Below are 21,335 nucleotides of genomic sequence, written 5' to 3'. Positions count from 1 at the left end.
GCCCGGCTCTTGATTGGAACGCGGTCCTGGGCAACCATTGACCATTTGGGGAATCCGAACAGGACGCTTGGAAGGCGTAATTGATGATAAGCTCGAATTCCGTGGTGCAGCGATCAAATTCCCGTGTAAATTCCCGGTTCCCGGGCTCGTCCAAGACGACCAAACACATCTTCGTCACCGGTGGTGTGGCGTCCTCGCTCGGTAAGGGTCTGACGGCTTCCAGCCTCGGCCACCTGCTGCGGGCACGCGGTTTGTCTGTAACTATGCAGAAGCTCGATCCCTACTTGAACGTGGATCCGGGCACGATGAACCCCTTCCAGCACGGCGAAGTATTCGTGACGGATGACGGCGCCGAAACCGACCTCGACATCGGACACTACGAGCGCTTCCTCGATGAAAACCTCGAAGGTTCGGCCAATGTCACAACCGGCCAGATCTACTCCACCGTTATCGCCAAGGAACGCCGCGGCGAATACCTGGGAGACACTGTCCAAGTCATCCCGCACATCACGGATGAAATCAAGCGCCGCATGCGCCTTCCTGCCGAAGGCAAGAACGCTCCGGACGTCATCATCACCGAAATCGGTGGCACCGTGGGCGACATCGAATCCCAGCCGTTCCTGGAATCGGCCCGTCAGGTCCGCCAGGATGTGGGACGCAACAACGTCTTCTTCCTGCACGTTTCCCTGGTGCCGTACATCGGCCCCTCCCAGGAACTGAAGACCAAGCCGACGCAGCACTCCGTGGCGGCCCTCCGTTCGATCGGTATCCAGCCTGAAGCCATCGTGATCCGTTCGGACCGTGAAGTCCCCGAAGCAATGCGCGAGAAGATCGGCCGCATGTGCGACGTCGACATCGACGCTGTGGTTAACGCCGCAGACGCACCCAGCATCTACGACATCCCCAAGACCTTGCACTCCCAGGGCCTGGATTCCTACATCGTCCGTGCGCTGGACCTGCCGTTCAAGGATGTCGACTGGAGCAAGTGGGACAAGCTGCTTGAAGCTGTCCACAACCCCAAGCACGAAGTCGAGATCGCTTTGGTGGGCAAGTACATCGACCTGCCCGACGCGTACCTCTCGGTGACCGAAGCCCTCCGCGCCGGTGGTTTCGCCAACGAGGCAAAGGTCAAGATCCGCTGGGTACCTTCGGATGAGTGCGAGACCCTGGCCGGTGCTACAAAGTCCCTGGCCGGCGTCGACGCCATCTGTGTTCCCGGCGGCTTCGGCATCCGTGGGCTTGAAGGCAAGCTGGGTGCTTTGAAGTTCGCCCGCGAATCCAAGCTTCCGGTCCTGGGCCTGTGCCTCGGCCTGCAGTGCATGGTCATCGAGTACGCCCGTAACGTGGTTGGCCTTGAGGGCGCTTCCTCCAGCGAGTTCGAACCCGATTCCAAGTACCCGGTCATCGCCACCATGGAAGAGCAGCTGGACATTGTCGATGGCAAGGGAGACCTGGGCGGCACCATGCGCCTTGGCCTTTACGAAGCCAAGCTGGACGAGGGCTCGGTCATTGCCGAGACCTACGGCGCCACAACGGTCAGCGAACGCCACCGCCACCGCTACGAGGTCAACAACAAGTACCGTGACCAGATCGCCGCGGAAGGACTGGTCTTCTCCGGTACGTCTCCTGACGGCAAGCTGGTGGAGTACGTGGAGCTTCCCCGCGAAGTCCACCCGTACTACGTGGCAACCCAGGCGCACCCGGAGCTCAGCTCACGCCCGACGCGCCCGCACCCGCTGTTCGCAGGTCTGGTGAAGGCTGCGCTCGAGCGTCGTGAAGGAGCCCCCGTTGCCACCAAGACCGGCGACCGCACGGTAGCAGCCAAGTAAACAGCAAGCACTAACGAAGGACGGCGCGATGCCCGGTATTTCTGAAACCCCCCGCACATCAAGGCAGGTTTCGGACATGCCGAGCCCGCGCCGTCTTTTGTCTACCAGCAAGGTTTACGAAGGACGCATCTGGGACGTGGTCAGTGACTCGTTCCAACTCAGTGAGGGCACGAACACCCTGGTCCGCGACTACATCGACCACCCAGGTGCAGTAGCGGTGCTTCCCATGAACGTCGACGGGGAAATCCTGCTGTTGAAGCAATACCGTCACCCTGTGGGCATGGACCTCTGGGAGATACCGGCCGGTTTGCTGGACGTGGAGGGTGAGGATTTCGTGGTGGGTGCTGCCAGGGAACTTGCCGAGGAAGCTGACCTTGTGGCGGCGACGTGGAATGTCCTGGTCGACTTCTTCAACTCGCCTGGCTCCTCCAGCGAGGCAGTCCGCATCTACCTGGCGCGCGGGCTGCGGGATGTTCCCGAGGCCGAGCGCCACGTCCGTACGGACGAGGAAGCGGAGATCGAACTCCACTGGGTTCCGCTGGAAGAAGCGGTCAAGGCCGTCCTTGAGGGGCGCCTGCACAACCCCTCCGCGGTGCTGGGCATCCTTGCCGCCGCAGCAGCGAAGGCCGACGGATTCACCAGCCTCCGCCCTGCCAACGCGCCGTGGCCGGCACACCCGAGCCAGCGCTGAGCATGACCGAAGCCGCTGCCCGACCCATCAACGGGATTGACCGTGCGGTAACGGATTACCTGCAGCACGTTGGCGTGGAGCGCGGCCTGGCGGCGAACACCTTGGCTGCCTACCGCCGGGACCTGGCCCGATACTCCAATTTCCTTGCAGCGCAGGGGGTGGAGCGGCCAGTCGACATCACACGCCATCATGTGACAGCTTTCGTCCAGGCGTTGTCCGACGGTTCGGACGGAGGCGCCGTTCTGGGCGTCCGTTCAGCGGCACGCACCGTGGTTGCCGTCCGCGGACTTCACAAGTTTTGGGCCTTGGAAGGGACTACGACGGCGGACCCCGCCAGCGATGTCCACCCGCCTATGCCGGGCAAACGGCTTCCGAAAGCCATCAGCGTAGGAGAAGTGACGCGGATCCTGGAGGCTGCAGGTTCGGACACGGCCACAGGGCTCAGGGACCGGGCGCTTCTTGAGTTCCTATACTCCACCGGAGCCCGCATCAGCGAGGCCGTCGGGCTGGACGTGGACGATGTCTCGTTGGAAAACCCTGAAGCCGGTCCGGCGATCGTACGGTTGTTTGGCAAAGGTTCCAAGGAACGGTTGGTGCCGCTGGGGTCATACGGTGCTCGCGCCGTCGGAGCTTATGTCGTCCGGGGTCGGCCCTTGCTTGCCTCCAAGGGCAAAGGCACCCCGGCGCTGTTCCTCAATGCCCGGGGAGGCCGGATCAGCCGGCAAAGCGCATGGACCATTCTGAAAACGGCGGCCGAGAGGGCGAACATCACCAAGGATGTCTCGCCGCACACGCTGAGGCACTCGTTCGCCACGCACCTGTTGGAGGGTGGCGCTGATGTAAGGGTGGTGCAGGAGCTGCTGGGCCACGCCTCTGTGACCACCACACAGGTTTACACCCTGGTCACCGCCGACACCCTGCGCGAGATTTACGCAGCGGCCCACCCCAGGGCGCTCGGCTAGTAATCTTCGGCTGGAAACCCTCGGCTGGAAACCGTTACTGGAACCACTCCGCCGGAAGCAGGTTACTCCAGAACGTTCAGCGTCAATTCGACGGCGTCCACGAACAGCGCCAACAAAGAAGTTCCCAGTCCGGCCACCAGCAGCAAACCCGGATGGGCGAGTCCCACCACCACGCGCTTCAGCCGTGGACGTCCCCGCAGGAACTTCTTGGGAACCCTGGTCTTGACCGGCACCTGCCGCCAACCGCGCAGCCGCCGCAGGAACCAGGCACACCGCACGATGAAGGCCATCCAGAGCACGGAGAGCACCAGGGGAACGGCCGCCAGCATGAGGTTGAAGCCAAGGGCAGTGACTTCCTTCTCCGAGTCGCCGATTACTGACTGGACAGTGGTGGAGATGGACGCGCTCATCACCACTGACGCAGCCCACACCATGAAGGCAGCCACCAATGCCAGGAACCGGACAAAGAAGTGTCCGAGCACGGTCGCGTCGACCGCGCGGAGATGGCTCCGTGGGGTGGCGTGCAGCACCACCAGCGTGGAGATCAGCGTCGGCAAGGCAGCAACCAGGACCAGCAGATACCAGGTCCAGCCGGCCAGGTCCAGCACTTCGTCCAGGACAATGAGCCCGGCCCAGAGAACGGTCCACGCCCACCCGGCGTACAGCGGATGAGCCACAAGCCAGCGCGGGAGCCAGGCGTCCCGTTCGGCTTTGGCTTCGGCGCCTTTGACTCTTGTCCCGTCCCGGGTGCTTTCCGCTGTGGACGGCATCCCGCCAACCTCATCGACGGCGGCCGCTTTGGCGCCCGCTTCACCCCCACCTTCGCTCATGGGCTCACTGTAGCAATGGCGGCAACGGCTGGGGAGATCAGGTTAAGGTAGGCAGCATGACTGCAGCCCATGTGACTTTGTGCTTCCTCCTCCGCGACGGTGCGGACGGCGGACACGTACTTCTCGGCACCAAGAAGACCGGCTTTGGCCGGGGAAAAGTAGTGGGCGTAGGCGGACACGTCGAAGTGGGGGAGACTGCATCCGAGGCCGCCTGCCGTGAGGTTATGGAAGAAATCAACGTGGTGGTCCATGCGCATGACCTGATTCCCGCGGGAACCGTCGACTTCGTTTTTCCGGCCAGGCCCGAATGGAACATGGCCACCACGGTCTTCCTCACCCGTGCCTGGGAAGGCGAGCCCTCCGAGAGCGAGGAGATCGCTCCGGCGTGGTTCCCCGTTGGCAGGCTTCCGGTGGAGCGGATGTGGGCAGATGCCGAGCATTGGTTGCCCGCCATGATTTCCGGTCAGCGCATCGCCGTGCGCGTCGACCTGGCGGCAGACAACGAGAATGTCGCTGAGGTCCACACTGTGGAGTGGGCGGAACCTGAGGCCTAAAGAGTACGACGTCGGGCCGGTCGCCTTTCGGTGACCGGCCCGACGTCGTACTTACCGCTTTTTGGCGCCCAAAAAGCCTTACGGAACGTGGCGCTCTTCGGGTCCGTTGTATTCGCTCAGCGGGCGGATCAGGGAGTTCGAAGCCACCTGCTCCATGATGTGCGCGGTCCAACCGGTGATGCGGCTGGCGACGAACAACGGTGTGAAGGTTTGGGTGTCGAAGCCCATGAGGTGGTACGTGGGTCCGGCAGGGTAGTCAAGGTTGGGCTTGATGGCCTTGGCCTCGTCCATGGCCTGCTCCAAGCCGTTGTAAAGACCGAGGAGCTCGGGTCGTCCGTAGTGGGCGATCATCTTGTCCAGTGCGGCCTTCATGGTGGGCACGCGGGAGTCGCCGTGCTTGTAGACGCGGTGCCCGAAGCCCATGACCTTCTTCTTCTGCGCCAGCGCGTCTTCCATCCACGTCTTCGCCCGGGAGGCGGCTTCTTCGAGGGACTCTTCGCTGCGGATGCCGATTTCGTCGAACGTGTGCATCACGGCCTCATTGGCGCCGCCGTGCAGCGGGCCCTTGAGTGCTCCGATGGCTGCGGTGACAGCCGAGTGCAGGTCCGAGAGCGTGGAGGTGACTACGCGGGCGGTAAACGTCGAAGCGTTGAAGGAGTGCTCTGCGTAGAGAATCATCGAGACGTTGAAAGCCTCCACTACCTCGGGCACTTGTTCTTCGCCGAAGGTCATCCACAGGAAGTTGGCGGAGTAGTCCAGGTCCTCGTGGGGTTCCACGGGTTCCTGGCCGTGGCGGCGGCGCTGGTCGTAGGCGACGACGGCGGGCATGGCAGCCCACAGGTCGATGGCTTTCTTCATGTTGGCTTCGGGTGATGAATCCTCGGCCAGCTCGTGCCGGGCGCCGAGCACGGACGCGGCGGTGCGGCACACATCCATAGGGTGTGCTGTGGTGGGCAGGGCATCGATAACCTGCTTCACTACCGGGTCCAGCGCGCGGCCCGCGCGCTCGCGGGCGGTGAATTCGGCCAACTGTGCCTCGTTGGGCAGTTCTCCGTTCCACAACAGATAGGCGACCTCTTCGAAGCTGCATTTGGCGGCCAGTTCCTGGACCGGGTATCCGCGGTACAAGAGCGAGTTGGTGTCCGGGTTGACCTTCGAGACGGCGGTGTAGTCCACCACGACGCCGGCAAGGCCCTTTTTGATGTCAACAGCTGCCATGCTGCTCTCCTTCGTTCATAGTGCAGGTGCACCGGGTCGATCCGGAACGCCTGCGTTCCCCTTGATGAATCCGGAACCTAGCGGACGCCAGGAACCTGGAAGTTGAAAACGCCGGTATCGAATTGGTTGTATGCCTCGTAGTCGACGAGTTCGTAGAGGCGCGCACGCGTGAGCATGTTTTCCACTTGCGCTTCTTGGGTCCCCGCAGCCTTAATCGATTCCAGAGTACGCTCTGCAGCGCCCATGGCAATGCGGAGGAGCGTGACGGGGTAAATGACCATGTTGACGCCCACCCCTTGGAGCTGGTCGACGGTGAAGAGCTCGCTTTTGCCGAACTCGGTCATGTTGGCCAGGATGGGCACGTCCACGGCGTCGCGGATGGCTTGGAATTCGTCCAGGGTGGCCATGGCTTCAGGGAATATTGCGTCGGCGCCGGCGTCTACGAGGGCTTTGGCGCGGTCCTGTGCTGCCTGGATTCCTTCAACGGCGCGGATGTCGGTCCGGGCCATGATGAGGAAGTTCGGATCCCGTCGGGCGTCGGCCGCGGCACGGATGCGCTTGGCGGCCGTGTCGACGTCGACCACGTTCTTGCCGTCCAGATGTCCGCAGCGTTTCGGGTTGAACTGGTCCTCAATGTGGCAACCGGCCAGGCCGGCGTTTTCGAGTTCCTGGATGGTGCGTGCCACGTTCATCGGTTCGCCAAATCCGGTGTCGGCATCCACCAGCGACGGCAAATCGGTCATGCGGGCGATTTGCCCTGCCCGGGTGGCCACCTCGGTCAGGGTAGTGAGCCCGATGTCCGGCAGTCCGAGGTCGTTGGCGAGGACTGCGCCGGAGATGTAGACGCCGGCGAAGCCTTTCTCTTCGATGAGCCGGGCCGAGAGCGGGTTGAAGGCGCCCGGGAACTGCTGCACGGTCCCGGAGGCCAGCAGTTCCCGGAGTTTCAGCCGCTTCTGTTCGGGAGTGACTTTGGAGTACAGCATTTAGAACAGTCCCTTGGGTGCGTTGTTGAGGTTGATCACGCCGGGGGCTGCGGTGATGTTCAGCTGGTCCAGTTCGCCTTCGCCCAGTTCGGTGACGCGTTCGACGGCGGCGAGGAACCTTTCGATTTCGGCTTCCTCCACGAGCCCGGCAGCAAGCGTGCGGAACTTGTTGATGTATTGCTCGCGGGCGAACGGCCGGGCACCGAGCGGGTGGGCGTCGGCTACGGCGATCTCGTCCGTGACAACCGACCCATCCGTGAGTGTAATGACAACAGTGCCGCCGAAGGCTTTTTCCGCGATGTCCAGGGAGTGGTAGCGGCGGGTCCATTCCGGGTCCTCCACAGTGGTGACCTTGTGCCAGAGTTCCACAGTGTCCGGGCGGGCGGCGCGTTCGGGGGCGTAGGAGTCCACGTGGTGCCACGCGCCGTCCTGCAGGGCGACGGTGAAGATGTACGGGATGGAGTGGTCCAGGGTTTCGCGGGATGCCGTGGGGGAGTACTTCTGGGGGTCGTTCGCGCCGGAGCCGATCACGTAGTGCGTGTGGTGGCTGGTCTTGATCAGCACCGATTCCACGTTGGCGGGGTCGGTGGTTTCGGGGTGCTCGCGGTGCAGTTTGCGGGCGAGGTCGATCCAGGCCTGGGCCTGGTACTCGGCGGAATGTTCCTTGGTGTAGGTGTCCAGGATGGCGCGCTTGGCTTCACCGGGCAGCGGCAGCGGGACCTCGTAGGAGGCGTCCGGCCCGTCGAGCATCCAGGCGATCACGCCATCTTCGCCTTCGTAGATCGGCACGGGTGAAGTCTGTCCGCGCATGGAGCGGTCCACGGCTTCGATCGCCATCTTGCCTGCGAACGCCGGGGCATGGGCTTTCCAGGTGGAGATCTCGCCCTTGCGGGACTGGCGCGTGGCGGTGGTGGTGTGCAGGGCCTGGCCCACGGACTGGAAGATCGTCTCGACATCCAGCCCCAGCAAGGTGCCGATGCCTGCGGCGGCCGATGGGCCGAGGTGGGCGACGTGGTCGATCTTGTGCTTGTGCAGGCAGATGGCCTTGACCAGGTTCACCTGGATCTCGTAGCCGGTGGCGATGGCACGGACCAAGTCAGCGCCGTTGGAGCCAACGTGCTGGGCAACGGCCAGGATCGGCGGGATGTTGTCGCCCGGGTGGCTGTAGTCGGCGGCCAGGAACGTGTCGTGGTAATCGAGTTCGCGCACGGCTACGCCGTTGGCCCAGGCAGCCCACTCCGGAGAGACCTGCTCAGTGATGCCGAAGACGTGGGCACCCTTGCCGTTGGCGGAGGGGCCGTGCGTCAGGGCCTGTGCACGGGCTGCGACGATCGGTGCCCGGTTCAGCGAGGCGATGGCAACGGAAGCGTTGTCGATGATGCGGTTAATCACCATGTCGGTGACCTCCGGGGTGACCTCGACGGGGTCGGCGGCGACCACGGCGATCTTGTGCGCCAGCTGCTCCTCCCGGGGAAGGTTCTCCTCGGACTTGTAAACACGGACGTGGTTGGACTTGACCATGGTGCTCCTTCTGGTGGGACGTTCAGCCGGCTGAATGAGCGGCTTTGAGGTGGGTGAGACTGCGGTGCAGGTGGACCATCGTGGCGGCTTCGGCCAGGCGCGGGTTGGCGACGGCGATTGCTTCGGCGATGGCGGCATGTTCGGCGGCCGCTGCTTGGAGCCTGGCGGTGTCGTCGGCGGCCAGGCGGCGGACGCGGGCAAGGTGGACGCGGAGGCTTCGCATGGCGTTGGCCATGTACACATTGGAGATCGCGGCGTCGATGGCTTCGTCCAAACGGCTCACCAGGGCGTAGTACTCGTGCCTGGCGGGATCGTCGTCGCCCAGCAGCGTGGGAGCCAGCAGCAGTTCTGCGTGCAGTTCCGCGAACACTCCGGGTTCGCCGCGTTGCGCGGCGAGGGAAGCGGCCCTTACCTCCAGGGTTTCGCGCAGTTCGAACAGTTCGTCGATGCTGTCCAGCGAGATATCGGTGACGACGACGCCGCGGCCGCCCGCCGCCGTCGTCAGACCTTCCGCGGTGAGTCGCCCCAGCGCTTCCCTGACGGGAGTGCGCGAGACTCCAAGGCGTTCGGACTGCTCGACCTCAGCGAGGACGGTGCCGGGGCGGAGGCGCCACTCGAGAATGTCTTCCCGGAGGGCCCTGTAAGCCCGATCACTGGCGCGCATGACCTCAGTGTATACATTGAGGTCATGCGCGCCAGCATTGGGGCTAGAGAGCGATACCTTGTATACATTCACTTAATTGCGGTTCCAGCCATACTCGTTCTCCGGTCGGCCAGGAGTACCGTACCGCGGTGCCCGGGTGACCGTTCCGGCGTCGGCCAAGTACTCCAGATACCTGCGGGCGGTCACCCTGGACATTCCCAGCGCGTCCATGACTTCACTCGCGGAAATGGGATCCTCGCGCCCCCGCACCAGTTCCTTGACCGCTTCGAGCGTGGACCCGGACAGACCCTTGGGCAGCGGCAGTTCCGTCGGTGCACGGAGGCTCGCGAACGCCTGGTCAACGTCGCTCTGTGACGCGCCGGCTTTGGAAATCCCGGACAGTGAACCCGCCAACTGTTCGCGGAATGTCCGATAGCTGCGCAGCTTGTCCGCGAAGGTGGCGTACGTGAACGGTTTAATGAGGTACTGCACGACGCCGATGGATACGGCACTGCGGACAATGTTCAGTTCACGGACGGCCGTGATGGCGATGATGTCGGCGAAGACACCTGCTGAGCGCATGCGGCGGGCGACGTCCAGCCCATGCAAGTCCGGGAGGTTCATGTCCAGCAGGACCAGATCCACGGGGGAGCCTGATGCTGCGAACTCACCAAGGATGCGGAGGGCCGATTGTCCGTCTGGCGCTGTTCCCACCAGGGTGAATCCGTCCAGGCGGCCGATGTAGACGGAGTGGGCATCCGAAGCGATCGGCTCGTCCTCTACAACCAGGACGCGGATGTCTGTCATGCCTTCTCTTCCTCGGGAACCGGCGAAGGCAGCACAACATGGAACTGTGCACCGCCGGGATTGCTGATGGTCATCGTACCGTTCAGCCGCTGGACGGCCTGCCGCACCAGGGCAAGACCCACGCCCCGGCCGTGCGCTCCACGGGAGTTTCCCTCCGACGACTTGGTGCTGAATCCGTACTGCAGGACGTCGTCGATCGATTCAGGGTCGATGCCGGCGCCCGAATCGCGCACGGTGAATTCGACAGCGGCAGGACCGGCGTCCACGTCCATTTCCACTTGGCGGGGGAAATCCCCGGCTGCCGCGGCATCGATCGCATTGTCCAGCAGGTTACCCAGGATGGTGACGAGGTCCTGGATTTCCAGCCCCCGGACACCTCCACTCCCTGATGTCCGGACAATCAGTTCCACGCCGCGCTCATGAGCTTCGGCGGCCTTGCCCATCACCAGAGCGCTCATGACGGGTTCATCCACCGAGGCCACCATGTCATCGGTGAGTTGCTGGCTGAGTTCCAGGTCCTTGGTGGCGAAGTCCAGGGCCTGCGGTGTCCGGCCCAGTTCCAGCAAGGAGACGATCATGTGGAGGCGGTTGGCGTGTTCGTGGGTCTGGGCGCGCAGAGCATCGGAGAGGGTTTTCATGGTCTGCAGCTCCGTGCCCAGGGATTCGATTTCCGTGCGGTCCCTGATGGTGGCCACTGTCCCATACACCGCCGGTTTCTGGCGGCTGCGCGCGGGAACCGGTCCGACCGCCGGGGCCTGGTTGATCACCAGGATGCGGGAGCCGGTGAGGTGGATTTCGTCATGGGCGGCCCTGCCGGATTCGAACAGTGCCCGCAGGCTGCCGTCGATCGGCAGCTCCGCCAGCTTTGGCGCCGCCGTTGGTGACCTGTCGGCGTCGGAAGGCTCCAAACCCAGGAGTTCGGCTGCCTGGTCGTTGTACATCACGGCCTTGCCGTGGGTGTCGATGAGAATCAGGCCCTCGCGTACTGAGTGCAGGACCGATTCGTAGTAGGCGAAGAGCTGTGCCAGCTGTTCCGGCCCCCAACCGCGGGTGACCGAGCGGAGGTAGCGGCCCAGCAGCCAGGCAGCAAAAGACCCGAATGCCAGCACCACCAAGGCAATGCTGCCAATGACGCCCAACCGCTCGGCAACGTCGGTGTCCACCGTGCGGACCGTGACCCCTGCGGCAACCAAAGCCTTGATGGATCCGTCCGGTGCCCTGACCGGTGCAATGGTACGGACCGAAGGCCCCAGCGTTCCCGCAGTGACTTCAGTGAAGGTCTCTCCGCGCAGGGCAGGCTCGATCGTCCCGATGTAAGGCTTGCCCAGCTCTTCGGCCCGGGGATGGGTCCACCGCGTCCGGTCCGGAGCCATGATCGTAATGAAGTCCGCATCGGCATCGTGCATGACCTTCAGGGCATACGGCTGGAGCGTCTCTGACGGGTTGGCAGTGGCGGCCGCCTCCAGCACGAGGGGGTTGTTGGCAATCGACGTGGACAGGGCAAGCATCCGCCCGCCGGCGTTGTCATACGCCCGGTCCCTGGCTTCCAGCACCGAAAAGGTCCCGAAGACCGCCGTCATCACCAGGACGAACAGCAAGTTCGCAACAAACAACCGCCGGGCAATGCTCCAGCTGTGAAACACATGGACCTCCATGACCAATATGACCGCAACGGTGATGTATGTCACCAGCGGCTCAATGATGGATATCACACAAGGGCAGCGGATTGGACATCAGTGCAGGACCGCAGCGCCTTACACAGTATCCAGAAGGAGAATCCCATGACCTCTCAACGAGGAGAGTCGGCAGTAGCTGCCAAAAGTGGACGCAAGGGGCTCGACAAGTCGCACTACCTGTACATCGCGGTCATCCTGGCCGTAGTGCTTGGCGCTGTCGTCGGCCTGATGTTCCCTGAGGTCGGAAAGTCACTCAAACCGCTGGGTGATGGCTTCATCAAACTCATCAAGATGATGATCGCCCCCGTGATCTTCTGCACCATTGTCCTTGGCATCGGCTCCATCGCCAAGGCCGCAACCGTCGGCAAGGTCGGCGGGCTCGCTTTGGGGTACTTCGTGGCGATGTCGACGTTCGCGCTCGCCATCGGCCTGGTGGTCGGCAACCTCATCCACCCGGGTGAGGGACTCAAGCTGACGCCGTACGATCCCAACAAGAAGGCGGCGACGGACAGCACCGTTGACTTCCTCCTCGGCATCATTCCGGGCGACATCCCCGTCCTGCCCACCCTGCTTGCTGCAATCCTGGTCGGCTTCGCGCTGCAGAAGATGGGCAAGCAAGGCCAGCCCATCCTCAATGCCATCGGCCACGGTCAGCGACTCGTGTTCCGCATCCTCATCATGATCATGTGGCTGGCCCCGGTAGGTGCATTCGGTGCGATTGCCGCCGTCGTCGGTGCGACGGGTGCCCAGGCCATCCTGAGCATGTTCACCCTGATGCTGGCCTTCTACATCACCTGCGCCCTGTTCATTGTGGTGATCCTCGGTACGTTGCTCCGCGCCGTGGCCGGCGTGAACATCTTCCGCCTCATGAAGTACCTGGCCCGCGAATACCTGTTGATCTTCTCCACGTCGTCCTCCGAAGCGGCTCTTCCCCGCCTCATCGCCAAGATGGAACACCTGGGTGTTTCCAAGCCGGTCGTTGGCGTCACCGTTCCCACGGGCTACTCCTTCAACCTGGACGGCACGGCCATCTACTTGACTATGGCCTCCCTCTTCGTGGCCAACGCCATGGGTACGCCGCTTGACCTCGGTGCGCAGATCTCGCTGCTGGTCTTCATGATCATTGCCTCCAAGGGAGCCGCAGGCGTGACAGGTGCCGGACTGGCGACCCTGGCGGCCGGTCTCCAGGCGCACAAGCCCGAACTCCTGGGCGGGGTAGGCATGATCGTTGGCATCGACCGCTTCATGTCGGAGGCCCGCGCTCTGACCAACTTCACCGGGAACGCTGTGGCCACAGTCCTCATCGGTACCTGGGTCAAGGAAATCGACAACGGCCAGGTCGAGCGGGTCCTCTCCGGAAGCGAGCCCTTCGACGAGCAGACGATGATGGCCCATGGCGAAGAAGACGTGGTTGTCGCCGAAGCCGAAACCCGCGGCAAGGCTGTCGTCTAACAGCCAAGTCCCGGAACAGAACAGCAACGCCGAAGGCCGGCACCATCCAGGTGCCGGCCTTCGGCGTTTTCCAATACCCGGCCAGGCTCCCGGATCCCAACCTTCGACCTCAACTAGAGGGTCAAGGCTCAAACAACGGACAAAGTCAAGTTCCCCGGATTACCGTGTCGGGACATGTAGCCTAAGGGGGTAGTAGCGCTGCAGCCGGGGGTACAGCGGCAGGGAAGATCGTCGTCGAAAGAGTGGTTAGATACGTGAGCATCGAACGGGGAACAGCTACGCTGGAAGGCACCGAGCTCGATCTGGAAGACGCCGTCATGGGGCCTACGGGCCGCCCTTACCGCGAATTCCCGGAACCCGCACCCCTTGCCTCCCACGGGCCGGCGCGAGTCATCGCCATGGTCAATCAGAAGGGTGGGGTCGGTAAAACGACGTCCACCATCAACCTTGCAGCAGCGCTCGCAGAGTACGGCCGACGGGTCCTGTTGGTGGACTTTGACCCCCAGGGCGCTTTGTCGGCGGGCCTGGGCGCCAATCCGCATGAACTCGACCTCACTGTCTACAACGTCCTGATGGACCGCAAGGTCAATATCCGTGACGCCATCCAGCAGACCGGGGTGGAGGGCGTGGATCTCCTTCCTGCCAACATCGACCTCTCTGCTGCTGAAGTGCAGCTCGTCAATGAGGTAGCCCGGGAACAGGTCCTTGACCGCGCCCTCAAGAACGTTGAAGACGACTACGACGTCGTGCTCATTGACTGCCAGCCCTCTTTGGGTCTTCTGACCGTCAACGCGCTCACGGCAGCCCACGGCGTCATCATCCCTTTGATCTGCGAATTCTTCGCCCTGCGCGCCGTGGCCCTGCTTGTCGAGACCATCGAGAAAGTCCAGGACCGCCTCAACCCGCGCCTGCAGGTGGACGGCGTCCTGGCCACGATGTACGACGCCCGGACCCTGCACAGCCGTGAAGTCATCTCCCGCCTGGTGGAAGCATTCGGAGACAAAGTCTTCGAGACCGTCATCAAGCGCTCCATCAAATTCGCCGACGCCACGGTGGCGGCGGAGCCGATCACCAGCTACGCCGGCAACCACATCGGTGCCGACGCCTACCGCCGCCTTGCCAAGGAACTGATTTCGCGCGGCGGCGCGCCGTAACCGACGGTGGCACCGTCACTCGCCCCGGCATCGGAAGCGATCGCCGAACGGGAAGCACCCGACGCCGATACCTCCGCAGCTCCCAAAGCGGGCTTTGAGGTCCGGCTGGCCAACTTCACCGGCCCCTTCGACCTCCTGCTGGGACTGATTTCCAAGCACAAGCTGGACATCACCGAAGTGGCCTTGGCTACCGTCACCGATGAGTTCATCAAGTACATCCGCCGCCTCCAGGAACTGGGGGAGGACTGGGCGTTGGACGAAGCCAGCGAATTCCTGGTGATCGCAGCAACCCTGCTTGACCTCAAGGCCGCCCGCCTCCTGCCCGCAGGAGAAGTGGAGGATGCCGAGGACATTGCCTTGCTGGAGGCAAGGGACCTCTTGTTCGCCCGTCTGCTGCAGTACAAGGCCTTCAAGCAAATCGCCGGAATCATGGGTGAAACGCTGGAGCAGGAAGCCATGCGGTACCCGCGCCAGGTGGCTCTTGAGGCTCACTTCGCCGCGCTGCTTCCGGAACTCGTGTGGCGGCACACCCCTGAACAATTCGGTGAACTGGCGGCCAAAGCGCTCAAGCCCAAGGACTCGACTCCGGAAGAGGTGGGTTTGGGCCACCTGCACGCCCCGCCGGTGAGCGTCAAGGAGCAGGCGGCGATCATCGGCCATCGCCTGAAGCTGGGTGCCCCGCTGTCCTTCCAGACGCTGATTGCCGATGCCGAAGCCACCTTGGTGGTGGTGGCCCGGTTCCTGGCGTTGCTGGAGATGTTCCGGGATCGCGTGATCGCATTCGAACAGCCGGAGCCGCTGGCAGAGCTGACGGTGCGGTGGACCGGCGACGACGCCGAATGGGACAGCTCAAGGCTGAGTGAAGAATACGAGGCAGGCATCAATGAGTGAACAAGAAGTGGTCCAGGATGGGCTTGCGGAACTGGAGGCTTTGCCCGGCGGAGCCCGCGCTGCGCTGGAGGCCGTGCTCATGGTCATCGACCAGCCGGCAACCTCCGAAGAGCTGGCCGCCGGACTCAACGTAACGGTCGCCGTCGTCGAGGATTTCCTGGAGGACCTGCGGCGGGAGTATAGCGGCTATACTGTTAAAGCCCCGGACGTGGATGCTGTCGGCTTTGCCGTTGCCAGCACTGCACCCCGGGGTTTTGAATTGCGGAACGTCGCTGGGGGGTGGCGGATCTATTCACGGTCGGATTTCGCCGACATCGTGGGAAGGTTCGTCCTCGAGGGGCAGACCACCAGGCTTACTCAGGCAGCACTCGAAACCCTGGCGGTTATTGCTTACAGGCAACCGGTCTCCAGGGCCCGGGTGTCCGCCATTCGCGGCGTTAACGTCGATTCCGTGGTCAGGACCCTTACACAGAGGGGCTTGATCGAGGACTCCGGAACGGATCCCGAATCCGGGGCTGTCCTGTATCGGACAACCTCGTACTTCCTGGAACGGATGGGCATTGGATCGGTGGCCGAATTGCCACAGCTCTCGCCGCACCTTCCGGGTTTGGAAGGGATCGACGAATACTACGACGCAAGCCGGATGTAGCCACGGGCTCCAATAGGCTGTGCGACACAACTTCATACTGAATTTCGGCACCTTATATAGGTGCACAGCGACAAGGGGCAGACGATGTCTGCCCGGCTGGCTAGTGTTGATTGCAGCACACAATGCCGGCCATTACTACACAAGGACGGGTCATGACACAGGCGGGACGCCAGAGTTCACCACGTAACGGTTCGGGGCGCAACAGCTCCGGACGCAATGAGGCCAAGGGAGGCGGCACTGGCCGCTCCAACGCCGGCGGCTTCTCCGGCCGCGGCGGAAGCGCCGGCGCTGGAAAGCGCAACTTCACCCAGGGCGAGGGTCGCCCCTTCAAGGCTTCGAAGCCGCGCGAAGCGGCACCCTTCGATCCCGACAACCCCACAACGGCCGGCGACTACGACCGCGGCCAGGCTGCAAGGCCTGCCAAGCCGTTCCGCAAGCCCGGCTCCAACAAGCCCGGCTTCGGCAAGGCACCCGGCACGCCCGGCGCTTTGAAGCCCAAGGCCAAGCCGGCCCGGCAATACGGTTCCAAGGCCTTCGGCAGCGAACGGTTCGGCCAGAACCTTGGCCCCGTGCGCAAGCCGGGCCGCAATCGCGGGCCCCGCCAAGAGGTCCCGCAGTCGGACCTTCACGATGCCGACGGCGTACGCCTGCAGAAGGTCATGGCCCAGGCCGGAGTTGCTTCCCGTCGCGTCTGTGAGGAAATGATCCTCGAAGGCCGCGTTGAAGTAGACGGCGTGGTCACCACCGAGCTCGGAATGCGCGTGGACCCTGCAACGGCAGTCATCCACGTGGACGGTATCCGTATCCAGCTGGACGAGACCCTCGTCTACATGGTGTTCAACAAGCCCAAGGGCGTTGTCTCCACCATGGAAGACCCCGAGGGCCGCCCCTGCATCAGCGACTTCCTCAAGAACAGCAAGAACAAGGGCGAACGCCTGTTCCACGTAGGACGCCTCGACGTCGCCACCGAAGGACTGCTTCTGCTGACGAACGACGGCGAGCTCGCCAACCGTCTGACCCACCCTTCCTACGAGGTACCCAAGACGTACCTGGTCCAGGTGCGTGGCCCCTTCCCGCAAGGAGTCGGCGCCAAGCTGAAGAGCGGCGTTGAGCTTGAAGACGGCGTAGCAGCAGTGGACTCCTTCCGGCTGGTGGACTCCACTCCGGGCCACGTCCTGATCGAGGTTGTCCTCCACTCCGGTAAGAACCGCATTGTGCGCCGCATGTTCGACGCCGTCGGCTTCCCGGTAGAACGGCTTGTCCGCGTCAAGGTTGGTCCCATCGGCCTGGGTGACCAGCGCCAGGGCAGCATCCGCAACCTCGGCAGGCAGGAAGTCGGACACCTCCTGGCATCTGTGGGGCTCTAGGGCATGTCGGCATTCGGTACGCACGGCCGGGGCCATCTTGATGGCCCGGTCGTCGTTCTCGGTACAGGCCTGCTGGGGGCCAGCATTGGCCTCGGGCTGCGCGGACGCGGGGTCCCGGTCTTTCTTTTCGATCCTTCGCCCACCAACCAGGCGGTTGCGGTGGACATCGGTGCGGGCCGTCCTTTGTCTGAGCTGGATGAAGTACCCCAACTGGTAGTCGTTGCTGCCCCGCCTGACGTGACGGCCGACGTCGTGCAAAAAGCGCTGGGGGACTACCCGTCCGCCGTCGTCGTCGACATCGCGAGCGTCAAGGCAACCATCCTGGCGCAGCTGCGCGAACGCGGAGTTGATCTCTCCCGGTACGTGGGGACACACCCCATGGCCGGGCGCGAGAAGTCCGGTCCCGTTGCAGCAAGGGGGGAACTCTTCACGTCCATGCCGTGGGTCGTTTGCCCTTCCGAGGAGACCTCGGCAGCGGCCGTCCAGGTAGCGCGTTCGCTCGCCGGAGATCTTGGGGCGATTGTCTCCCAGTTCACTGCGGACGAGCACGATGAAGCCGTTGCCTTGGTGTCGCATCTGCCGCAGATCATGTCGTCCCTGCTGGCCAGCCGCTTGCAGGGTACGCCACTGCATGCCCTCTCCCTGGCCGGGAACGGGCTCCGGGACACCACCCGGATTGCCGCCAGTGATCCAACCCTCTGGGTGCAGATCCTGGGAGGTAACGCAGACAAGGTGGTGTCCATCCTGCACGGTGTGCGGGAGGACCTGAACCGGCTGATCGGCACGTTGGAAGCACCGTCCGCGCCGGGCGCCAGGCTCGACCTCGCCCAACTGATCAGCGAAGGCAACGCCGGCCAGGCAAGGATTCCAGGCAAACACGGCGGACCACCGCAGGCCTACTCGTGGCTCACCATCCTGGTGGACGACAAGCCAGGCCAGATCGCACGTCTCCTGACCGAGATCGGTGAAATCGGCGTGAACCTTGAAGACCTTCGGCTCGACCATTCGTCCGGGCAGAACGTGGGCATGGTGGAGCTCTCCGTGCTTCCCAGCAAGCATGACCTCCTTGTTGAAGCTTTGACCGACCGTGGATGGCGGGTACTCCAGTAATGACACGTGAATTCTTTGGCCCCGAGACGGTCGCCCGCCCCGGCAAGCCCTTGGTGATTGCGATCGACGGCCCTTCGGGTTCCGGAAAATCGAGCGTCAGCAAGGAAGTGGCCCGCCGCTTGAAGCTGGCTTACCTGGATACGGGTGCGATGTACCGTGCCTTGACCTGGTACTGCCTCAAAACCGGAGTGGACCTGCAGGACGGCGCCGCCGTGGAACATGCCTCCAAAACCATGCCCTTGGAAGTCAGCACCAGTACTGCCAAGGAATATGTGGCCGTTGACGGCACCGACATCACCGATGAGATCCGGGAACCCCTGATTTCGTCCTCTGTCAGTGCCGTGGCGACAACCCTCGGCGCACGCACCGAATTGATCCGCCGGCAGCGAGAGCTGATCGACCAGCACCACCACCGCATGGTGGTGGAAGGGCGGGACATAACCACTGTCGTCGTCCCCAATGCCGAGGTCCGTATGCTCCTGACCGCCAGTGAGGAAGCCAGGCTCCGGCGTCGTGGAATCCAGTTGGGTGGCACGCAGAGCAAAGAGCAGCTTGCGGCCCAGGTAATCCAGCGCGATGCCAAGGACTCCACGGTGGTGAACTTCACCCAGGCTGCCGACGGCGTTGTGACGCTAGATTCTTCCGACCTCAACTTCGAGGAAACCGTCGACACCGCCCTGGCAATCGTCAGCAAGGTCATCTATGGCGACTAGCAATCAACTCCCGGCAGCGTGGACGCGCCTCTGGAGCCGGCCTGTGGGTTGGTTCCTGGACCACGTCCTCTACCGGACCGAGGTATCGGGCAAGACCAACGTGCCCGCTGCCGGCCCGGTGGTTTTCGCCGCCAACCACATCAGCTTTCTGGACGGACCGGTGATGTTCGGCGCTTCGCCGCGTCCCATGCACATCCTGGTCAAGAAAGAGATGTTCAAAGGATTCCTGGGCAAGGTCCTCAGGGGCTCCGGGCAGATTCCAGTGGACCGGACCGGCGACCGCACGGCGCTGCACATCGGCAAGCAACTGCTCGACGACGGCCGCTGCGTCGGGATTCTTCCTGAAGGAACCCGGGGGAGCGGCGCCGCCGAAAACATCAGCAACGGGGTTGCATGGCTCGCCATCAATTCCGGAGCAACAGTAATTCCGGTCGCCATCCTCGGAACCCGCCAGGGTGACGAGCACCGCGACCATATCCCCAAACCACGCCGCAAGCTCCATGTGAGCTTCGGCGAACCCATCACGGTGAAGCGCCGGAAGGGCGAACCGGGGCGTGTTTCAATGGACAGGGCAGCTGCGGAGATCCGTGAAGCCCTTGCCGGACACGTCCAGGATGCCATCCGGGCCACGGGCCAGGGCCTGCCTACGGAGCCTGCGCCCGGGGTAGCCCTTCTGCAGCACCGCCCATCAGAAGTAGCCGGGACGCCGGCAGACCACCACTAAGGAAAGTGCAATGAGCGATACGACTCAAAAATCCGGCCTCCACGGAGCCGGCGACGACGAATACACGCCCACCGGCACCGACCAGGTGGCTGAAAACCTGGCTGCCCTGGACGACGACGAGGCCGAGCTGCGCGCAGCCACCCTCCGGGCAGGCCTGGACGATTACGAACTCGATGAAGAAGATGCTGCGCTGCTCAGTGGCGAGTACGGCGATGAAGGAGACGAAGGTCCCCTCAAGCTGGACCCCGTCCTGGCCATCATCGGCCGTCCGAACGTCGGCAAGTCCACGTTGGTCAACCGCATCCTGGGCCGCCGCGAAGCAGTTGTCGAAGATACCCCCGGCGTTACCCGCGACCGCGTCATGTACTCGGCCCGCTGGAACGGCCGCAACTTCACCCTGGTGGACACCGGTGGCTGGGAGCATGACGCCAAGGGCATCCATGCCCGCGTAGCCGAGCAGGCCGAGATGGCAGTGGAGCTCGCTGACGCCGTTCTCTTCGTGGTGGACTCCGCCGTTGGTGCGACAGCCACGGATGAGGGCGTCATGAAGATGCTCCGCAAGAGCAAGAAGCCGGTCATCATGGTGGCCAACAAGGTGGACGACTTTGCGCAGGAAGCCGATTCCGCAGCACTGTGGGGACTGGGCTTCGGTCAGCCGTACCCCGTCTCGGCGCTGCACGGACGCGGTGTTGCCGACCTCCTTGACCATGTCATGGACACCCTTCCCGAGTTCTCCCTGGTCGAAGGAGTGGAGCGCTCCGGCGGCCCGCGACGTATCGCCCTGATCGGACGCCCGAACGTTGGCAAGTCCTCGCTGCTGAACAAGCTCGCAGGTTCCGAGCGCGTAGTGGTGGATCCGCTGGCCGGCACCACGCGCGATCCCGTTGACGAGTTCATCGAGCTGGGTGACCGCACCTGGCGATTCGTGGACACCGCCGGTATCCGTCGCCGCCAGCACATGGCCCAGGGTGCAGACTTCTACGCATCCCTGCGTACGCAGGCCGCCCTCGAAAAGGCGGAGGTCGCCGTCGTGCTTCTAGCCGTGGACGAGGTCCTCAGCGAGCAGGACGTCCGCATCCTTCAGCTGGCCATCGAGTCCGGCCGCGCCCTGGTGCTTGCGTTCAACAAGTGGGACCTGTTGGATGACGAGCGCCGCCGCTACCTTGAGCGTGAGATCGAGCAGGACCTGGCCCACGTTGAATGGGCTCCCCGCGTCAACATCTCAGCCAAGACCGGCTGGCACAAGGACCGATTGGTTCCTGCCTTGGACATCGCCCTGGAGAGCTGGGACCGCCGTATCCCCACCGGACGCCTCAACGCGTTCCTGGGTGAACTCGTCGCAGCCCACCCGCACCCGGTCCGTGGTGGAAAGCAGCCCCGCATTCTCTTCGGTACCCAGGCTTCCAGCCGTCCGCCGAAGTTCGTGCTCTTCACCACCGGCTTCCTGGACCCGGGATACCGTCGCTTCATCACCCGCCGCCTGCGCGAAACGTTCGGCTTCGAGGGCACGCCCATCGAGGTCAACATGCGCGTACGCGAAAAGCGCGGCAAGAAGCGCTAA

General features: G+C 63.5%; 20 protein-coding genes. 13 read left to right on the top strand and 7 right to left on the bottom strand.

Translation table 11 applies throughout. From position 1 onward, the window contains the following. Positions 1 to 83 precede the first annotated feature (83 nt). Genes pyrG through xerD form a run of 3 tightly spaced genes read left to right on the top strand, consistent with a single transcriptional unit; the run spans position 84 to position 3,482 of the window. The gene (gene pyrG, locus PV760_RS16985; RefSeq protein ID WP_354628296.1) at positions 84 to 1,829 is read left to right on the top strand and encodes a CTP synthase; all 1,746 of its coding nucleotides are present in this window, start codon (positions 84 to 86) and stop codon (positions 1,827 to 1,829) included. Positions 1,830 to 1,857: 28 nt separating this feature from the next. Then, a complete protein-coding gene (locus PV760_RS16980) occupies positions 1,858 to 2,520 on the top strand; it encodes an NUDIX domain-containing protein (RefSeq protein ID WP_064723240.1) in 663 nt (220 codons plus the stop codon). A gap of 2 nt (positions 2,521 to 2,522) precedes the next feature. Beyond that, positions 2,523 to 3,482 carry a site-specific tyrosine recombinase XerD gene (xerD, locus tag PV760_RS16975; protein ID WP_275779905.1) on the top strand — a complete coding sequence of 320 codons (960 nt, stop codon included), beginning with the start codon at positions 2,523 to 2,525 and terminating at the stop codon, positions 3,480 to 3,482. Positions 3,483 to 3,544: 62 nt separating this feature from the next. On the opposite strand, the gene PV760_RS16970 is transcribed toward xerD, so the two are convergent. Next, on the bottom strand, positions 3,545 to 4,312 hold the full coding sequence (locus PV760_RS16970; RefSeq protein ID WP_354628295.1) for a hypothetical protein: 768 nt from the start codon (positions 4,310 to 4,312) through the stop codon (positions 3,545 to 3,547). Positions 4,313 to 4,368: 56 nt separating this feature from the next. On the opposite strand from PV760_RS16970, the gene PV760_RS16965 reads away from it, so the two are divergent. Next, on the top strand, positions 4,369 to 4,866 hold the full coding sequence (locus tag PV760_RS16965) for an 8-oxo-dGTP diphosphatase (protein ID WP_018779243.1): 498 nt from the start codon (positions 4,369 to 4,371) through the stop codon (positions 4,864 to 4,866). 78 nt (positions 4,867 to 4,944) lie between these two features. Here PV760_RS16965 and PV760_RS16960 read toward each other — a convergent pair whose 3' ends face one another. From PV760_RS16960 to PV760_RS16935, 6 genes are all read right to left on the bottom strand, one after another. Continuing rightward, positions 4,945 to 6,084 carry a bifunctional 2-methylcitrate synthase/citrate synthase gene (locus tag PV760_RS16960; RefSeq protein ID WP_354628294.1) on the bottom strand — a complete coding sequence of 380 codons (1,140 nt, stop codon included), beginning with the start codon at positions 6,082 to 6,084 and terminating at the stop codon, positions 4,945 to 4,947. 77 nt (positions 6,085 to 6,161) lie between these two features. Then, positions 6,162 to 7,067 carry a methylisocitrate lyase gene (gene prpB / locus PV760_RS16955; protein WP_018779245.1) on the bottom strand — a complete coding sequence of 302 codons (906 nt, stop codon included), beginning with the start codon at positions 7,065 to 7,067 and terminating at the stop codon, positions 6,162 to 6,164. Then, entirely contained in the window at positions 7,068 to 8,588 is a 1,521-nt protein-coding gene (locus PV760_RS16950) for an MmgE/PrpD family protein (protein ID WP_039240691.1), read from the bottom strand. 22 nt (positions 8,589 to 8,610) lie between these two features. Beyond that, the gene (locus PV760_RS16945) at positions 8,611 to 9,252 is read right to left on the bottom strand and encodes a GntR family transcriptional regulator (RefSeq protein ID WP_026267373.1); all 642 of its coding nucleotides are present in this window, start codon (positions 9,250 to 9,252) and stop codon (positions 8,611 to 8,613) included. Between the two features lie 72 nt (positions 9,253 to 9,324). Further along, positions 9,325 to 10,038 (bottom strand): response regulator, encoded by a 714-nt coding sequence (locus PV760_RS16940; RefSeq protein WP_018779248.1) that lies wholly within the window; start codon positions 10,036 to 10,038, stop codon positions 9,325 to 9,327. After that, the gene (locus PV760_RS16935; RefSeq protein ID WP_039240744.1) at positions 10,035 to 11,681 is read right to left on the bottom strand and encodes a sensor histidine kinase; all 1,647 of its coding nucleotides are present in this window, start codon (positions 11,679 to 11,681) and stop codon (positions 10,035 to 10,037) included. Before PV760_RS16935 ends, PV760_RS16940 begins: the two co-directional genes overlap by 4 nt. Positions 11,682 to 11,819: 138 nt before the next feature. Here PV760_RS16935 and PV760_RS16930 point away from each other — a divergent pair, with 138 nt between their 5' ends. The 9 genes from PV760_RS16930 to der all read left to right on the top strand — a co-directional run bounded on the left by PV760_RS16930 (position 11,820) and on the right by der (position 21,335). Beyond that, positions 11,820 to 13,166, top strand: a complete 1,347-nt coding sequence (locus tag PV760_RS16930) for a C4-dicarboxylate transporter DctA (RefSeq protein ID WP_018779250.1) — start codon at positions 11,820 to 11,822, stop codon at positions 13,164 to 13,166. A gap of 254 nt (positions 13,167 to 13,420) precedes the next feature. After that, on the top strand, positions 13,421 to 14,320 hold the full coding sequence (locus PV760_RS16925; protein WP_018779251.1) for a ParA family protein: 900 nt from the start codon (positions 13,421 to 13,423) through the stop codon (positions 14,318 to 14,320). A gap of 6 nt (positions 14,321 to 14,326) precedes the next feature. Then, a complete protein-coding gene (locus PV760_RS16920) occupies positions 14,327 to 15,211 on the top strand; it encodes a segregation and condensation protein A (protein WP_502921448.1) in 885 nt (294 codons plus the stop codon). Beyond that, positions 15,204 to 15,860, top strand: a complete 657-nt coding sequence (scpB, locus tag PV760_RS16915) for an SMC-Scp complex subunit ScpB (RefSeq protein ID WP_354628293.1) — start codon at positions 15,204 to 15,206, stop codon at positions 15,858 to 15,860. The genes PV760_RS16920 and scpB overlap by 8 nt, the downstream gene beginning before the upstream one ends. 152 nt (positions 15,861 to 16,012) lie before the next feature. After that, complete coding sequence (locus tag PV760_RS16910) at positions 16,013 to 17,227, top strand: pseudouridine synthase (protein ID WP_039240696.1); 1,215 nt, start codon at positions 16,013 to 16,015, stop codon at positions 17,225 to 17,227. Between the two features lie 3 nt (positions 17,228 to 17,230). Beyond that, positions 17,231 to 18,337, top strand: a complete 1,107-nt coding sequence (locus tag PV760_RS16905; RefSeq protein ID WP_039240699.1) for a prephenate dehydrogenase — start codon at positions 17,231 to 17,233, stop codon at positions 18,335 to 18,337. Then, a complete protein-coding gene (gene cmk / locus PV760_RS16900; protein ID WP_039240700.1) occupies positions 18,337 to 19,050 on the top strand; it encodes a (d)CMP kinase in 714 nt (237 codons plus the stop codon). Before PV760_RS16905 ends, cmk begins: the two co-directional genes overlap by 1 nt. Beyond that, the gene (locus PV760_RS16895; protein ID WP_051088533.1) at positions 19,040 to 19,774 is read left to right on the top strand and encodes a lysophospholipid acyltransferase family protein; all 735 of its coding nucleotides are present in this window, start codon (positions 19,040 to 19,042) and stop codon (positions 19,772 to 19,774) included. The genes cmk and PV760_RS16895 overlap by 11 nt, the downstream gene beginning before the upstream one ends. A 10-nt stretch (positions 19,775 to 19,784) precedes the next feature. Next, positions 19,785 to 21,335, top strand: coding sequence for a ribosome biogenesis GTPase Der (der, locus tag PV760_RS16890; RefSeq protein ID WP_018779258.1), 1,551 nt, complete (start codon positions 19,785 to 19,787; stop codon positions 21,333 to 21,335).

This window comes from Paenarthrobacter sp. CC6 (assembly GCF_040560085.1).
GTDB lineage: Bacteria > Actinomycetota > Actinomycetes > Actinomycetales > Micrococcaceae > Arthrobacter > Arthrobacter nicotinovorans.
This window is presented reverse-complemented; position numbering and strand designations above follow the sequence as displayed.

What these genes read in the sequence shown, in the direction of transcription:
- pyrG (WP_354628296.1), top strand. Translation starts at nt 84, where the DNA reads ATGATAAGCTCGAATTCCGTGGTGCAGCGATCAAATTCCCGTGTAAAT.
- PV760_RS16980 (WP_064723240.1), top strand. Translation starts at nt 1,858, where the DNA reads ATGCCCGGTATTTCTGAAACCCCCCGCACATCAAGGCAGGTTTCGGAC.
- xerD (WP_275779905.1), top strand. Translation starts at nt 2,523, where the DNA reads ATGACCGAAGCCGCTGCCCGACCCATCAACGGGATTGACCGTGCGGTA.
- PV760_RS16970 (WP_354628295.1), bottom strand. Translation starts at nt 4,312, where the DNA reads ATGAGCGAAGGTGGGGGTGAAGCGGGCGCCAAAGCGGCCGCCGTCGAT.
- PV760_RS16965 (WP_018779243.1), top strand. Translation starts at nt 4,369, where the DNA reads ATGACTGCAGCCCATGTGACTTTGTGCTTCCTCCTCCGCGACGGTGCG.
- PV760_RS16960 (WP_354628294.1), bottom strand. Translation starts at nt 6,084, where the DNA reads ATGGCAGCTGTTGACATCAAAAAGGGCCTTGCCGGCGTCGTGGTGGAC.
- prpB (WP_018779245.1), bottom strand. Translation starts at nt 7,067, where the DNA reads ATGCTGTACTCCAAAGTCACTCCCGAACAGAAGCGGCTGAAACTCCGG.
- PV760_RS16950 (WP_039240691.1), bottom strand. Translation starts at nt 8,588, where the DNA reads ATGGTCAAGTCCAACCACGTCCGTGTTTACAAGTCCGAGGAGAACCTT.
- PV760_RS16945 (WP_026267373.1), bottom strand. Translation starts at nt 9,252, where the DNA reads ATGCGCGCCAGTGATCGGGCTTACAGGGCCCTCCGGGAAGACATTCTC.
- PV760_RS16940 (WP_018779248.1), bottom strand. Translation starts at nt 10,038, where the DNA reads ATGACAGACATCCGCGTCCTGGTTGTAGAGGACGAGCCGATCGCTTCG.
- PV760_RS16930 (WP_018779250.1), top strand. Translation starts at nt 11,820, where the DNA reads ATGACCTCTCAACGAGGAGAGTCGGCAGTAGCTGCCAAAAGTGGACGC.
- scpB (WP_354628293.1), top strand. Translation starts at nt 15,204, where the DNA reads ATGAGTGAACAAGAAGTGGTCCAGGATGGGCTTGCGGAACTGGAGGCT.
- PV760_RS16910 (WP_039240696.1), top strand. Translation starts at nt 16,013, where the DNA reads ATGACACAGGCGGGACGCCAGAGTTCACCACGTAACGGTTCGGGGCGC.
- PV760_RS16905 (WP_039240699.1), top strand. Translation starts at nt 17,231, where the DNA reads ATGTCGGCATTCGGTACGCACGGCCGGGGCCATCTTGATGGCCCGGTC.
- cmk (WP_039240700.1), top strand. Translation starts at nt 18,337, where the DNA reads ATGACACGTGAATTCTTTGGCCCCGAGACGGTCGCCCGCCCCGGCAAG.
- PV760_RS16895 (WP_051088533.1), top strand. Translation starts at nt 19,040, where the DNA reads ATGGCGACTAGCAATCAACTCCCGGCAGCGTGGACGCGCCTCTGGAGC.
- der (WP_018779258.1), top strand. Translation starts at nt 19,785, where the DNA reads ATGAGCGATACGACTCAAAAATCCGGCCTCCACGGAGCCGGCGACGAC.